Genomic DNA, 14321 nt, shown 5'->3' with positions numbered 1-14321 from the left:
AAGCGCAGCCGTATACTGCGCGTCTCACATAGGGGGCGATCGTCACCACTGATTTACCACCAGCAACTTTTTCACTCCGGTTAAATATCAAGGCAGATCTGTCCGCCACCGGTGAGCGACAGCAGATGATTGCCCTTTCTTGATTTAAATTTTGCATAGTGCGCCTGCCGATGAATTTTCACCTGACCTATCTCGTCAAAAATAAATTTACGTCCAAATCCGATTTCCTGACGCACACAAACAGGGCAGTAATCCAGTGAATCGAACCCGCCAGTATTGCCTTTGCGCCAGTGCAGGTTTCCGTGAAATGTTGAACATGATGCACACATAGGAGCATCACACGTATAAGCCGCTGAGAAGCCAGATAAAGTGCCGTCATCACTTCTTTTTCCGATGTAGCAAATCACGCCATCACAAAGCAAATCAGTTTCCCCACCACAAAACATACATTTACGACTCATCACTTCCTCGATGGTTATGGCGCACATTCCAGGCTCTGATTGCCTGGCGTTTTGTCGGGTATGTAAGCGTGATTGGATGAATGAAACATTCTTTCTGTGAACATCCTGCATACACCCCGTCACCATCCGAAGATAATTCAGCATTACCACCACAGAATGGACAGGTGTCCAGTGACTGCCAGTGCGGTAATTTAAGATCAAATATCATCACCCCTCCGGTTCCAGGCCGAGATCGCCTCAGCTTCATCAAAACGTTTCATCCGCACACCGCATCCATCACAGGCAATACCGTACAATGTCAGCCCGTGGCTGCTGGGGCGGTGTATCGTGATATCAGCACATCCGCAAAACGGGCACGGTTTAAGTTTCTGCATTTTTCTGATCTGCTTACTCACCCCCCCCCCGCTGTTTTTCTTCATTTCACGGCGTTTCGCTGCTAATACCGAAAATAGTCTGTTATGTACGGATACAAATTCCCGCTCGGCTACATCCTGCCCGCAGGGTTTATTTCTTCCGAATGGATTCTTCTTTTTTTTTGAAAGTGTCCCGCTTCGCTGATACTTTGCTTTCATAGTTTCTGACTAATACCGGCGCATCCGGCACCACTCTGAATATGGTCTGGCTGCCTTTTCTGCGGTGAACCACATCAACAGCATTGATTTTTTCTAACACACGCGTCGCCGACTGGGTTTTTGTGTAAGAGACTCCGTATTTTTCCATGATGTCCGGGATAGTGAGCTCCGTACCAGCCGGGATATCCTCCGCAATTCGGGTATAAAGCATCATGCTGATACCTCCGACAGATACTGATTCCCGATAGCTTCCAGCTCCTGTTTCAGGGTGGTATTGACCACCCGGCGCGGGGTAATAAACGGACGCCAGATAAGAAACATGGAGCCCTTGCTGTTACCCTTTTTCTCCTCGCCGGTGACGGGATTAACGAAATTGATACGTCCACCGGTAATAACCCGTACTTCATCAACCGTTTTCAACGCCTCCAGAAACCAGCCAACAGACATATCTTCCGGTACCAGCATCACGACAGGCTGATTCTGCATGCGTGACTGTTCGGCAGCCTTTTCCACCCATGGACGGATGTTGCTGAATGGAGGGTTGCACCAGATAGCACCATAACTGACCCACTCCGATTTGAGAGCGTCATCCTGTTCAGTCAGGTACCGGGAACAAAGTGCATTGATATCACTCGCTGCGGCATCCAGATAAAATCCGAACTCCAGATCCAGAGCCGTGAAAAGCCATTCGGGAGTTTGCCAGCTATCCTTGTGTTCAGGGGCTGTTTTACTTGCATATCCGGCCATCAGATAACCCCCTCACTCTGGTAGCGTTTAGCTGTGGCGCGGGTCATGAAATACTGCCGCTCGATATTTTGGAACCGAATGAGGTCATCCCAGCCATGGCGGCGGCAAATACTGTTCACTTTATGGCGGCTGTTCCAGTGGTCTTTCAGGTCACGCAGTACCCACCACCGGCGGGTCTGATGCAGGACGGCCAGCACCGGGAACACACTCACGCCGTAAATCTCTTTGCTTTCTGAGCGCATGTTCATGCTGCCTCCCGTTCTTTTGCGGCCTGCTCTGTGGCCTGTGACCAGATACCAACCCATGCACGGCGGGCATCAAATTCCTTCATTCCGCGCAACCCTGCCTTGCCTGCCAAATCGCGGGCAATTTCTTCAGTTCTGGTCTGTGGTTTTGAGCGACTGCAGATAATGCGGGTATATGCGTTCTCGCGGGCCACGATATCGACAGACGGTTTTAATTGCTGTGTTTCGGCCAGGCGAAGGGTTAAATCATCCCAGCTGTCACGGAGTGAACGGGTACTCTGAATATTCTTACGCCAGAAATTATCAGCAGCCACACGCTTGTACAGGGCGCAAATTTCACGGTGCGAATGCCCGTCAATCTGACGCATGAGGCGGACATCATTCGCCCATTCGGTAAAATTAGGCTCTTTTGGCTCTTTCAGGCCGAGCTCTGCGAATACCCCTTTGCGGCGCTCAGAAATCCATTTTGCGCAGTCCAGATCATCCTGTGTCCCCCATTTCTGACCATTAGCGCTGTAGATAGCGGCATCAGGATTACGTGTTAAAAAATCATTAAGAGGGTTGTCGCTGGATTCGTCAGAATTCTGCGACGAAGAGTCAGTATTGATCTGTAAGTTATGATCTGTTTTAAGATCTGTATAAAGATAGGAAACCTCACTTTCGACGTTTCCAGGAACCTGCATTTCTGCGTTTTCCATTCCGCAGTTTCGACGTTTGGATTCCGCACTTTCGACGTTTCCATTCGTCGATTTCGATGTTTCGGTTTTATCAGGGAATATTTTCAGTAAAAGGGCTTCCCCATCAATACGATAGTGCGTTACCGGGGTGCCGTTAACTTTCTTTGCTTTCGTCTCAATAATTCCCGGAAAATATTTCGTGCGCAGCTTATTAACCAGGCGACGGGCCTGTTCTTCTCCGGATAATCCCTTAATTTCATCAGCCAGCTCCTCATGACTTTTGTAGAACCAGCCATCACCGGCACTGGAAGAAACGCCGGACCAGAACACCAGCTGATTCAGGACAGCACCTAATGCATGGGCCTGCTGATCACCGGCAAAAAACTCCAGGAACGGCACCGGTATCACAATAACGTTTTTCTGACCGGACATTGCCTGAACGATTTCAAACACACTTTTCATGGTTTCACCTCATCCACGCGTGTATACCGCTCCTGAAAGGTTTTCAGAGGTTCAAAACACGGATACTCATAGCCCTCACGCATGAAAATCACCCGGCTGTTTTGCCGGTCAAACCGGACAACGTGAACTTTCCGCCCCCGGTGATCGGTGTAATACCGATCCAGATTGTCAGCTGTTTCTTTCATGCTGTGGCTCCTGCTGTCTTACCCTGACGGTTAAAATCACCTACCGCCCACTTCACAAACTGGTAGTTTGTTTCCGTGAAACCTTCCGGTACTCTTACCGTATAAACAAATGCGGCAGGGTCTTTACCTCCCTTCACAGGAGCAACGCGGAGTTGCGCAAAGCCTGCCAAATGAGTTAATCTGCTCATGCGTTTATCTCTTCACACAAATTGATATAGCGCGACCGAAGCCGGAGGCCGTATACCTTCGGCTTCACCCTTTCTTCCGGTAAATCTTCCGGTAAATTTCGATAAGCGAATGCCTGTATTCAGTTTCTGCGGCAATGCACCGGTTATGTTTCCTGATAATCTCAATAGCTTCTTTTTCATCGATATACCCGTCATTCGAAATTGATTCCCCGATACACATGCTCAGCGCGGCCTTTCTCTGGTCTACCCGCATACGCAGATCATGCAGTTCAACACTGTCAAGTGCCCCGGCATCCGGCTTTTGGTATGAAACACGGCCTATACGCTCATTGAAGTAATCAGCTAAAAATTTCTCTTCTGACAGGTCTTCCAGTATTTCAAGCTGACCCAGCGTGAAATAACCGGTACCGTTTTTTTCGTTAAAGCGATTACGGAACGCGGGTAATCTGATATTCAGAATGGCCGCCAGGGCTTCATGACCGCCTGGGTAACTTTCCACAAAGTCAGAAACCCGTTGTTTAAGATCCACAATTGGAATTTCTTCCGGTAATTTATTTTTCATTGCTGCTATCCTGTGTTTTATTGTCAGAACCAAAGCCACTGACAGAATGTTTTGCGGGGCATCCGGTAAATTTTGCCGGGATTTTTTCTGTGAAACCGGTTTGCTTTTAATTGATGAAACCTCATCCAGCGTCTGCGCTTTGCTAATATTCTCGGACTGATACACATGCTGAAATAAATCCCGAGCGGGAACAGCACCAAAAACTGAAATAACATCAACCAAAGGAGTAATTCGAAATGCTCAGCAGCTTCTGGAGTGAGTTCGTTCTGATTTTCAACACTAACCCGCGCCTGATTACTTTGGTCTGGACTGCTTGCTGGGCTATTACTTCTTTCGGTCTCGGTGTCTGGGCTGGTCATTACCTCGCCAAAAAACGGGACAAAAGGAAGGAGTTCAATCTTATTTCCGATCCCATGGAACTGACGCTCAGAAAGAACCTCAGGCAATACAGGACCGGAAATATTAATGTCAGAAACGACCCTGACTTTTACGCTCTCAGCATTCATTTTTCCGGCAAAAAGCAGGAAAAATATAACGCAGCCATAGAAAGATACTTTGCTGTTTGGCGGCAGGGTCGCAAAATTATGGACTCCGGCTGTTTTGCCTACGACATCAGTATTCCTGACGTAATTGACGCAACTGAATGTCTTCTCACTTTTATTAAGCACCGTTAATGTTCTCATTGCCTACTCACTTTCAGATTGGGTTGTAGTTAACGGATGACTATCCGTATGGCAGAATTAATCCGCGTACAAGTCAGGTCGAAGTTCGCATCTCGCAACACCTGACGCCTTTTCCACAAAAACAACTTTGGACGCAGGTGTTTGTTTTTCCCTGTTAATCCAATTCCATATTTGTTGCTGTTTAATATTTTTCCCTGACATTTCTGATAGTTGGCGAGCCAATTCAGTTTGCCCACCAGCAGCTATAACCGCTTTCTTAAGCGCGGCTACAGGTCTTGCATCTGGTTTCGCCATAAGTAACACCATTAAGTAGTTAATAACAACCTTAATATACACAACAAGCCATCACTTAACAACCTTTCGGTGTTGGATGGTTAAAACAAAAAGTTGTAATCTTAAAGGGGGTAAATAAGGGAGTTGTGATGAGCATTGCAAAACGACTCGCAGAAGCGAGGATTAAAGCAGGGTTAAGCCAGCAAGAATTGGCCGACATAGTTGGTGTATCGCAGCAATCTATCGGAAAGATTGAGGCGGGAAAAACTTCGTCACCAAGAAAAATAGCTGATATGGCCAGAGCGTTGAATGTATCCGCGCACTGGTTACAATTTGGTGCCCAGGATGAAAACGCTAAAATTGTAGATCTGGCAATTAAAGATTGGGATGATGTTCCTGATGACCCATATGAATTTGTGAGTATTCCTATTTTGGATATAGATTTATCCGCCGGCTGCGGCGCCAATGCTGAAATTATAGAAACAGGGATAGGAACATACCCATTCCGCAGAGAAGAGCTAAATCGTTACGGAGTTAACGCTGAGAATGCTCGCCTAGTAAAAATAATAGGTAACAGCCTCTACCCAGTATTAAACAGCGGGGATATGGTTGCAGTTGATATCACAAATAAAAGGATAAAAGACGGCGACCTCTATGCCATCAGAGATGGGGTATTGCTTCGTGTTAAAATATTGGTTGGTTTGCCGGATGGCGGACTCATTGTCCGTAGCTTTAATTCAGAAGAATACCCTGATGAAGTGCTTAATTATGACCACACCAGGGCAAGAATACACGTTATAGGTAGGGTTTTTTGGTCATCAAGACGCTGGTAGTACGGTCATCAACTGATCTTCGGTGATAATTTTTATATCTGATATTCCGCTTGTCTTCCACTCCAGCGTTTGTTCTATTTTTCGCCCAAAGCTGGAGTAAACCCAATCACGGGATGATAAAGTGCCTACAACAAGAAAATTTGTTCTTTGCCTGACAGATTTATCAATTACACCACCATGTTTTTTTATTTTCTCTGCAATATCGGCGCGCTTTCCTGATAAAAATTTCCCTGTTAAACAGAATGTTGAAGAATTTATCATTGATGGTTCGATGTGATCAGTTGGCAGTTTTGTGGTCATACCATCAACGACCCCAAGCTCAACATCACAACCAGTGAAAGCTACTAATTCATTATACAAAAACTCACTTTCATCTTTGGTTATTACGCCATCGGCCAAAACCTCAGTGACACATTCATACAGGTGTTTTCCTGGGTAATTATTTTTCAACGCCCCGTTAACGGTGAGCCACCAATTAAGATACCTCACCTCATGTTCCAATAACTTCCGGTCTGCTATAAGCCCCTTGCATAGGCCAATTAGGAGGTTAATATCTGACTCTTTTGAATACAGATCTAAACTTGGAAGATCCATCAAGTTTTTCTGTATACTCGCAAGCTCCTCTTTAAGCTCTGAGCGCTCATCCTCTGTAATAATACCGTCTTCAAGTATCCTATTGATTCGCATAACTAATAACTTAACAATATCATTGTCAGCTATTGCATCAGCTTCTAGCAACCAAGTACTTAAATACAGAATTTCATCATCTTGAAGTACACCATCCGACAATATCCCGTCAATAATACTGATTAAGTTAGCAAATAATTTATCTCTGTTTTTCTTGTAATTATAAGAAACCTTTAGATTTTCCATGGATCCTCCATCTTTTTTTATATCCTTTACCTTCAGTCAAAATAAATCAAACCACAAAAAGTTGTTGACAACATAACTACGACAACTTACATTACAACTTAACGGTGTTACTAATATTTTTAAAAGTTGTGGATACCACGAGGATAACCAAATGCAAACCGAACCAATCATCACCACTAACAATATGTCAGCAGACGATGTTGCCGCGTGGATCACCGAAAAAGCCCAGGCGCTTCACAAACTGCAATCACTCCGTACAGAACGCGAAAGAGCAATCCGTGATCACGAGCGTGCTCTGGCTCGTTATGATGAAGATATCGCAAAGTGGGAAGACCGCTGTGCTTTAACAGTGCAACCGCAGTAACGGCTGCGTATCTGAATAACTGTGTGAAGAGTAAACGACCCCACAACAATAACCATGCAATACCATTAGCGGCCGTGCATACCACGGTGCAGTCCACCAGCCGGCCGCCATTTTTTTACAAACATAAGTCCACCGGCGTAAATCGTCCTGCCGGATAGATACCTTGCCTTGCCGCTGGTGGACTTATCTTTGTGTGAAGAGACAACAAAAGGAAAAACGCAATGAGCGAGAATAACCGCATGACCAGTGTACCGGACTTTCTCTCCGAGTTAGACGCCGGTGTGTTTGAAAACAAACTTTCTGCTGCACTGAACGAAGTCGCTTTCGGTACCAATAAGAACGGCGGTACCGGTGAAGTACATGTGATTTTTAAATTCACTCAGTCAGATGAAGACCGTGTGAAAATATCTCACAAACTGAAAATGATTACCCCGACTAAGCGCGGTAAAAAATCGGAAGAGGATACAACCGAAACACCGATGTGGGTTGGTAAAGGCGGGAAACTGACTATTCTGCCGGAAGACCAGGGGCAATTATTTGGTATTGACGGAAGTGTCGACGGGAAATTAAAAGCCGTTAAGTAATTTCCTTTTTTTAAATAAACCATTCCATTTACTTTTTATGTTTTTAATTAAACAGGAGTCTTTTTATGTCTAATTTAGACGGAACTGCTATTTCTCAGATTCAGAATATGGCTGTTGCTTCATTAAGTCTGGATGCTGTAAATAAATCCCTCTGCCCTGCTGTGGTTTTACCGAGTGATTTCAATGTTAAAAGCCTGGAACAATTGCAGGAAGGCCGCTACCGCTTCCGTGGTGCGATGGATACAACCAGTATCGCTGATTTTGTGAAATATTCCCTGCAACACGGTATTGAGGAAGGTGTCAGCTGTTTTATTGATGCTGATGAAATGGCCGCAAAAACCATCTTCAATATCGGGACCATCGGTGAACCCGGGCATGCTGATAATACAGCCACTGTATCACTGAAAAAGACTGCGCCTTTTGCATCACTGCTGAATGTTAACGGTCGCCGTCAGGGTCAAAAAGAACTGGCAGAATGGCTGGAAGACTGGCGCGATAACCTGATGGCGTTTGATGCAGAAGGTAATGTCATCGATATTAAACAAGCAATCAATGCCGTACGCAAAATCACGATTGAAGCAAGCCGCTCCGCAGATCATGAAGACCGTGATTTTGGCGCCAGCCGTTCCGTAATGGAAAGCGTGGAAGCAAAAAGCCGTGACATCATGCCTGCTGTATTTCAGTTTACCTGCACACCATACGATGAACTGTCTGAACGTGCTATCAAACTGCGTTACAGCGTTCTGACCGGTGGTGATGTACCTGTGCTGGTACTGCGTATTGTTCAGTTGGAAAAACTGGAAGAACAAATCGCCCAGGAATTCCGTGATCTGCTGGCTGATAAATTCGAAGAAACCGAAATTCAAACCTATATCGGTAAATTCAAAGCTTAATTATTTTATGCCGCTTTAACCGGCGGCATTTCTACTGCCAACACCAGAGAATAAGTTAGTTTAATAAAATATAGAATCTTTATTACAAAGAGGCCCCCATGCCTGAACAAAAAAAACAAAGCGTTAAAATGATTATTACTGTGGCATTAGGCCCCCCACCCACTATTAACGTTGATGTACAGAATGAACTTAATATTAATGAAGAACAACCTCTTACTAAATATTTCTTAGAAAGAGTTAGTGAATATATTTCCGGCAAAGAAGCAACAACGAATGCAATAACAAAAGCCGCACAAGATACTCTGACAAAAAGAAATATACACTAAAAAATAATGGCTTTTTATTACCTAAATTGTGTGGAGAGATAAATGTCATATATAGCAACCAGTACCGGAAAACATATTGATTTCACCAATATCACTCCGGATCAGATCTGTATCGAAGATATCGCGCGTGGCCTGTCGAATGAATGCCGCTTTGCCGGGCAACTGGAGAGTTTCTATTCCGTGGCTCAGCACTCTGTATATATCAGCCAGATTGTACCGCCGGAATATGCACTGGAAGCCCTGCTGCATGATGCCACCGAAGCATACATGGGTGATATAGCCTCGCCGCTGAAAGCCATGCTTCCGGATTACAAGGCCGTGGAAAAACGCATTGAAGCGGTTATCCGTGAGAAGTTCGGACTGCCGCCGGTAATGACAGTTGATGTTCACTATGCAGATCTGGTCATGCTGGCGACCGAAAAGCGGGACTTTGAAATAGACCCCTGCAGCCACTGACCGATGCTGGATTCAGCTCCGCCGCATGATGACATCATCATCCAGCCACTGACACCACCGCAGGCATATCACCAGTTTATGGCGCGGTTTGAAATGCTAACTTCTGGTAAACAACAAAAAACTATTTCATACATAAAACCAGGACGTGATCCTGATGGTTACTGGGTTCATCCGAATGTTCCTTGTTTGGAATCGAATCAGGAAATAGAGCAGTGGTGCGATGAAAACAATCTTGAATGCCTGGCGGTGTATTGTCGTGACGACATTGATAACTTCCACCCGGTGTGGTTCAGCTACTTTGAAGAAGGTGATACCAATGTTTCAGCGTGGGAACCAACAAAACCCGATGGTGATGGATGGTTTATCGTCTGGATAGCAGGCAATGAAGACGGCCCGATCTGTATGTGGGTTAGACCTAAAAACCTCTAATCGTATACGGCGATGTGTGGAGAGAAGATTATGAATACCGTATTTCTGTTAATGGCGGAGTTTGAAACATCTCAGATCCCGCTGGCAGTAGTTGCAAAGAAATTTCTGAATATGACCGAGTCATACGCAGATAAAAAAGCGAATTTAGGCGAGCTGCCATTTCCGGTTTACCGGGACACCACCAGCCAGAAATCGATCCGGATGGTACACATTAGCGACCTGGCAGAATGGATTGAATCAGAGAGAGCCAAGGCCAAAAATGAATTACAGAAACTTACTTGACTGGGGTTGCTTCCCCCACAAAACCACTGTATTTTTTCACAGTTCATCCTGAGATTAGATTTTATAGTATACTACGAAAATATTAATCTTTTTTGGAGCATACTTTGGACACCAGAGCATTTAATGTTTATTGTGATGAATCCTGTCATCTCTTGAATGATCATCAAACAGCAATGGTACTTGGCGCTACTTGGTGTCCAGACACAGTAACAAAAAAGATAGGGCGAGATATTCGTCAGTTAAAGGTCAAGTTCAACTTAAATCCATTTTTTGAAATAAAATGGACTAAAGTATCCAATTCAAAAATTGATTTTTATCTCGCCTTAGTTGATTATTTTTTTGGAAATCCTGCATTAAGATTTAGGTGTGTAGTTGTTCCTAACAAATCAAATTTAGATCATCAAAGATTTAATCAAGACCATAATACATTTTACTATAAAATGTTTTTTTATGTATTGAAAAACATTATTGAAAGTAACCATAAATATCGAATATATTTAGACATTAAAGATACTCTTGGCATCGAAAAAATTGAATCATTAAAAAATATACTGCACAACAATCAATATGATTACAATCATGAGTCAATAGAAAGAATACAACATGTCAGGTCTAATGAACTAGAAATATTGCAATTAACAGATTTGTTCATTGGAGCAATTGGTTATATACATCGAGGCCTCCATCAAAATGAAGGGAAAATTAAATTAATAAATCGCATTAAACATCATACAAATAAAGAACTTCTTCGTAGTACATTACCTACTGAACGTAAGTTTAATGTATTTGTTTGGGAGCCTAGATAATGGACTATCTACCAGATTTAATTGAGTTTCAAGGCGATTTCTCTAATTTTATTGAATCTGTTTATAGTCACTTTGAAGAAGATATCCTAAATTCTGGAATAACATTTAGAGGATTACCTGTAAGGCCAAGATATTCACCTGAATATAAAAATAAAGAATTCGGTTTTTGGCATCTAACATCGGAAGGTTCTGATAATAGACAAGAACAAGATAGAATCCCTGATTTAGAACGATGCAAAAGGATTAAATGGATCTCATGGATGATCCAAAATCATCAACACTGTGATGTGCATTGTTGGGAAGAAGCAAGAAAAAGCACTAGAGAAGTGGTTATTTGGCACGAATCCGCAAAGTATGTTGTGATCCTCTCAGAACGTAGAGACTATTGGCTCCTTAAGACTGCATACACTGTAACTTATAGCAGCAAAGAAAGGTCTCTGAGAAACAGCATGGAACGAGCAACATCTTAAAAAGCTGAACCCGATACATATTACTATGCACCGGGTTCGTACGCTCTTTCTACACGTGGTAGATGAGTTTATGTAATAGTAGACGCTATTCATCCATTATGTCAAGTTAAACATAGAAGCTTACATTAAAACATAGCACACCAATAGCACCCCACAAATCCATATCTTATTGATATTTATGAGCAGTAAATCCCATCCAGCATGGGCGCAACGGAGAAACGGTTAAGGTTCTTATAGCCGCCAGTAGTGCGTAACTGCTGGTTTTCAGTGGTTTTTTCTGTTGGTGTGTTTTGGTGCATGGTGTATCCGGGATCTCAGTACATCAGTCAGAAAGAAAAACAAAGGCGGAGTATATCACAGAGGTATGATATCTCCGCTTTCTGCATCACGCCTGCCGCTGTTCCTTTTTACTCACCCGGTACGCATTCCATGCCAGCAGGGCGCCGCACAGCATAGTGACGGCCAGTGCAGTTTTCGGCGGTAAGGGTGATGCGATAGCAACCAACGTCAGCACTGCGCCGCCCGCCATCTGCATAAACCCCACCAGTGCAGAGGCAACACCGGCGTTATCAGAATAAGGCTCCAGGGCATAGCTGGTTGCCGGTCCCATAATAAAGGCCAGCCCGGCACAGGCTGCGGCCACCGGCAGCATATAGATCAGCCAGTGATTCTGTATTTGTGCGGAGAACAGTACCGGGCTCAGTGCCAGCGCAATGCACCCCAACACCATCAGTACACCACCGGAAACCAGACAAACAGGCCGTCCGGCTCTGCGGATCACCCGGTTGGCGATCATACTGATCCCCATAATCCAAAATCCGTTAGCGCCGAACACAACCGAAAACTGTAACGGGCTGAGTGCCGCGTCGCCCATCAGTACCGCCGGAGCCAGGGAAACATACGTTAATACCATTCCCATTGTCCCGGCATTCACCAGGGAAAAGATCAAAAACCGCTTGCTGAACAACACAGAAACGAGGCTCTTCAGCGGGTTCTCTTTATGCTGAGCACTGCTTTCCGGCCGGGTTTCCGGCAGATATTTAGCCGTCAGAATCAGCAGAATAAAAGCATACAGCGCCAGGAAGCCAAAAGGCAGCCGCCAACCGTAATATTCCGCCATAATACCGCCCAGCAGCGGCGCCAGCGCCGGAACAATATTTAATGTCCCGTTTAAAAAGCCGAAAGCACGTGCCGCTTCGTTGCCGTTAAAGCAATCGCGGACACAGGTAAAAGCAACCACTGAGGTACAGCAGACACCCGCTCCCTGAATTAACCGGGAAGCGATAAACATCCCCGGAGTCACCGCAAAGGCAGCAGTCAGGGAACCGGCGATATACAATACCATGCCCACCATCGCCATCGGTCTGCGGCCGAATTTATCCACCAGGTGACCGGAAATCAGCTGACCTGCGCCTAATACAAGAATAAACAACGAGATAGTTGACTGAATCAATGACTCACTGCTGCCCAGGCCTTTTGCAATTGCCGGAATAGCCGGTAAATAAAGATCAATACCCAATGGTCCCAATAACACGATAACTAACAATAAAAGCAATAAATTCCGCATACCGTTAAATTTCACTCATCACCTGACGACAGCAAAAAATACACGTAATTGTTGTTTTTTACAACCATCACTTATAACTAAACCTGTGAATTAAAAGAAAAAACAATGCTGTATATTTCATTATATAGTGAAATTACAATCAACCTGGATTTTTTATTTAATGAAGGAATAGATTTCCGCCAATATTACTTATTTTATAAGTAAACAAAATAACACATATCAATACAATTACTGACAAATATTATCGCCTGATTTTATGTATTTTATGGAAATATTCAGATATTTTAACCTTTGTATTTTCTCATAATACCCTCAGAGAATTTAACAAACTATCTTCAGCCATATTGTAAGACAACAATCACACTTCCGGGTTGTCTGTCATTCCGCTAAAGCATGAAAAGGTAGTTAAATCACCCATTTTGAACTCAAAATCAGCATCAATATCTTTATATTAGGTATAATCCCGACTAAATATCAGAATATTCCGCTTACTCATCATTCATGTAAGATGTTAAAAACCGGGTATTCTTTGTAACAACATGAAATCGCTGAGGTTATAGTGTTAATACGTAGTATTCTCGTCTTTATTGTTTATTATTTGTTGCTTTTTTGTATCTATTACATATTAAAAGGGTATCGATTATACTTTTTAAAGAAACTATTTGAGGAAATAAATACGTCAAGTTAAATTTTAACATTATTAATGACAACCGTTTATCTTCATAATTTATGACAATATATGATAAATATGAGTTGGCAATGTTTATTGGCGGCAAAATAAAATGTCAGCGACTGAAAAACTGTCTGACAGGTAAAGAGCTTTCAATAAAAATTAATATCTCACAACAGCAGTTATCCCGTTATGAAACGGGAGCAAGCTTAATTCCTCTGGATAAACTGTTAATGCTTGCAGACGTCCTGAATATTAGTGTTAGTTATTTTTTTGATGAAATGGGTTGTGATGAAGAATAAGTTTAATTTGACAAACATTAATATATTATTGTTTAACCAGACTGACAGATGATAATGAGTAATAAAACAGATAATAACCTGAACACCAGCATTAATGAGATGTACAAGCTTATCGGCGGGCAAATCCGCAAAATGCGCAGGATCACCGGAGTCACATCAACAGAACTGGGCAATCTGATTGGTGTATCACAACAGCAAATCTCCCGTTACGAAATCGGCAGCACAAAAATTTCACTGGAAATTATTCTGAGGATCTCCCAGGTCTTCGGCGTCTCCCCTTACTACTTTATAGAAGACAGTCTGCTGTTCTTTACCCGCCAGCACCTGCCGGATGATGATAACGTTATCCCCCGCAGTACCGACGCCGGTGTAAATACGGAGCCGGAGACCCGGCCACCGGAACACTGAGTG

The 14321-nt window shown here is 43.7% G+C and carries 23 protein-coding genes and 1 pseudogene; 11 read left to right on the top strand and 13 right to left on the bottom strand.

Annotated elements, in window-relative coordinates; translation table 11 throughout:
* Positions 1 to 80: 80 nt before the first annotated feature.
* The 11 genes from JL661_RS00425 to JL661_RS00375 form a co-directional block, all read right to left on the bottom strand.
* Positions 81 to 572, bottom strand: coding sequence for a hypothetical protein (locus tag JL661_RS00425; RefSeq protein ID WP_150974897.1), 492 nt, complete (start codon positions 570 to 572; stop codon positions 81 to 83).
* 86 nt (positions 573 to 658) lie between these two features.
* Positions 659 to 835, bottom strand: a complete 177-nt coding sequence (locus tag JL661_RS18610; protein WP_115072164.1) for a Lar family restriction alleviation protein — start codon at positions 833 to 835, stop codon at positions 659 to 661.
* Positions 836 to 965: 130 nt separating this feature from the next.
* Positions 966 to 1247 carry a hypothetical protein gene (locus JL661_RS00415; protein WP_218480998.1) on the bottom strand — a complete coding sequence of 94 codons (282 nt, stop codon included), beginning with the start codon at positions 1245 to 1247 and terminating at the stop codon, positions 966 to 968.
* Positions 1244 to 1780 carry a phage N-6-adenine-methyltransferase gene (locus JL661_RS00410; RefSeq protein ID WP_062773553.1) on the bottom strand — a complete coding sequence of 179 codons (537 nt, stop codon included), beginning with the start codon at positions 1778 to 1780 and terminating at the stop codon, positions 1244 to 1246. The genes JL661_RS00415 and JL661_RS00410 overlap by 4 nt, the downstream gene beginning before the upstream one ends.
* Positions 1780 to 2028: a hypothetical protein gene (locus JL661_RS00405; RefSeq protein ID WP_062773550.1), complete on the bottom strand. Its 249-nt coding sequence runs from the start codon at positions 2026 to 2028 to the stop codon at positions 1780 to 1782. Before JL661_RS00405 ends, JL661_RS00410 begins: the two co-directional genes overlap by 1 nt.
* Entirely contained in the window at positions 2025 to 3164 is a 1140-nt protein-coding gene (locus tag JL661_RS00400; protein ID WP_062773547.1) for a hypothetical protein, read from the bottom strand. Before JL661_RS00400 ends, JL661_RS00405 begins: the two co-directional genes overlap by 4 nt.
* Complete coding sequence (locus JL661_RS00395) at positions 3161 to 3349, bottom strand: DUF4222 domain-containing protein (protein ID WP_046024011.1); 189 nt, start codon at positions 3347 to 3349, stop codon at positions 3161 to 3163. Before JL661_RS00395 ends, JL661_RS00400 begins: the two co-directional genes overlap by 4 nt.
* Entirely contained in the window at positions 3346 to 3537 is a 192-nt protein-coding gene (locus JL661_RS00390) for a hypothetical protein (RefSeq protein WP_062773544.1), read from the bottom strand. Before JL661_RS00390 ends, JL661_RS00395 begins: the two co-directional genes overlap by 4 nt.
* A gap of 64 nt (positions 3538 to 3601) precedes the next feature.
* Positions 3602 to 4099 (bottom strand): YmfL family putative regulatory protein, encoded by a 498-nt coding sequence (locus JL661_RS00385; protein ID WP_150974898.1) that lies wholly within the window; start codon positions 4097 to 4099, stop codon positions 3602 to 3604.
* Positions 4100 to 4122: 23 nt separating this feature from the next.
* Positions 4123 to 4782, bottom strand: a complete 660-nt coding sequence (locus JL661_RS00380) for a hypothetical protein (protein WP_150974899.1) — start codon at positions 4780 to 4782, stop codon at positions 4123 to 4125.
* A 57-nt stretch (positions 4783 to 4839) separates the two neighbouring features.
* Complete coding sequence (locus JL661_RS00375) at positions 4840 to 5076, bottom strand: transcriptional regulator (RefSeq protein WP_024475202.1); 237 nt, start codon at positions 5074 to 5076, stop codon at positions 4840 to 4842.
* Positions 5077 to 5201: 125 nt separating this feature from the next.
* Between JL661_RS00375 and JL661_RS00370 the strand changes: the two genes are divergently transcribed.
* On the top strand, positions 5202 to 5888 hold the full coding sequence (locus JL661_RS00370) for an XRE family transcriptional regulator (RefSeq protein ID WP_062773535.1): 687 nt from the start codon (positions 5202 to 5204) through the stop codon (positions 5886 to 5888).
* On the opposite strand, the gene JL661_RS00365 is transcribed toward JL661_RS00370, so the two are convergent.
* Entirely contained in the window at positions 5874 to 6761 is an 888-nt protein-coding gene (locus JL661_RS00365; RefSeq protein WP_062773533.1) for a BRCT domain-containing protein, read from the bottom strand. The two genes, JL661_RS00370 and JL661_RS00365, sit on opposite strands and share 15 nt — an antisense overlap.
* Before the next feature lie 151 nt (positions 6762 to 6912).
* Between JL661_RS00365 and JL661_RS00360 the strand changes: the two genes are divergently transcribed.
* From JL661_RS00360 to JL661_RS00325, 8 genes and pseudogenes are all read left to right on the top strand, one after another.
* The gene (locus JL661_RS00360) at positions 6913 to 7125 is read left to right on the top strand and encodes a hypothetical protein (protein ID WP_062773530.1); all 213 of its coding nucleotides are present in this window, start codon (positions 6913 to 6915) and stop codon (positions 7123 to 7125) included.
* A gap of 221 nt (positions 7126 to 7346) precedes the next feature.
* Entirely contained in the window at positions 7347 to 7709 is a 363-nt protein-coding gene (locus JL661_RS00355) for a hypothetical protein (RefSeq protein WP_062773527.1), read from the top strand.
* A gap of 65 nt (positions 7710 to 7774) precedes the next feature.
* Positions 7775 to 8602 (top strand): YfdQ family protein, encoded by an 828-nt coding sequence (locus tag JL661_RS00350; protein WP_062773524.1) that lies wholly within the window; start codon positions 7775 to 7777, stop codon positions 8600 to 8602.
* Between the two features lie 98 nt (positions 8603 to 8700).
* Positions 8701 to 8928, top strand: coding sequence for a hypothetical protein (locus JL661_RS00345; protein WP_062773522.1), 228 nt, complete (start codon positions 8701 to 8703; stop codon positions 8926 to 8928).
* A gap of 42 nt (positions 8929 to 8970) precedes the next feature.
* A pseudogene (locus JL661_RS00340) lies at positions 8971 to 9486 on the top strand (YfbR-like 5'-deoxynucleotidase); the annotation flags it as partial.
* 357 nt (positions 9487 to 9843) lie between these two features.
* On the top strand, positions 9844 to 10095 hold the full coding sequence (locus JL661_RS00335) for a pyocin activator PrtN family protein (protein WP_062773519.1): 252 nt from the start codon (positions 9844 to 9846) through the stop codon (positions 10093 to 10095).
* Between the two features lie 104 nt (positions 10096 to 10199).
* Entirely contained in the window at positions 10200 to 10901 is a 702-nt protein-coding gene (locus JL661_RS00330) for a DUF3800 domain-containing protein (RefSeq protein ID WP_062773583.1), read from the top strand.
* Positions 10901 to 11371, top strand: coding sequence for an oxidoreductase (locus tag JL661_RS00325; RefSeq protein ID WP_073970200.1), 471 nt, complete (start codon positions 10901 to 10903; stop codon positions 11369 to 11371). Before JL661_RS00330 ends, JL661_RS00325 begins: the two co-directional genes overlap by 1 nt.
* A 385-nt stretch (positions 11372 to 11756) precedes the next feature.
* On the opposite strand, the gene JL661_RS00320 is transcribed toward JL661_RS00325, so the two are convergent.
* A complete protein-coding gene (locus JL661_RS00320) occupies positions 11757 to 12938 on the bottom strand; it encodes a multidrug effflux MFS transporter (protein ID WP_036418970.1) in 1182 nt (393 codons plus the stop codon).
* 759 nt (positions 12939 to 13697) lie between these two features.
* On the opposite strand from JL661_RS00320, the gene JL661_RS00315 reads away from it, so the two are divergent.
* Positions 13698 to 13910, top strand: a complete 213-nt coding sequence (locus JL661_RS00315) for a helix-turn-helix domain-containing protein (protein ID WP_004241538.1) — start codon at positions 13698 to 13700, stop codon at positions 13908 to 13910.
* A gap of 54 nt (positions 13911 to 13964) precedes the next feature.
* Complete coding sequence (locus tag JL661_RS00310) at positions 13965 to 14318, top strand: helix-turn-helix domain-containing protein (RefSeq protein WP_004241537.1); 354 nt, start codon at positions 13965 to 13967, stop codon at positions 14316 to 14318.
* The last annotated feature ends 3 nt before the right edge of the window (positions 14319 to 14321 follow it).

Origin of the sequence: Morganella morganii, assembly GCF_019243775.1 — a bacterium.
Taxonomy (GTDB): domain Bacteria; phylum Pseudomonadota; class Gammaproteobacteria; order Enterobacterales; family Enterobacteriaceae; genus Morganella; species Morganella morganii.
This window is presented reverse-complemented; position numbering and strand designations above follow the sequence as displayed.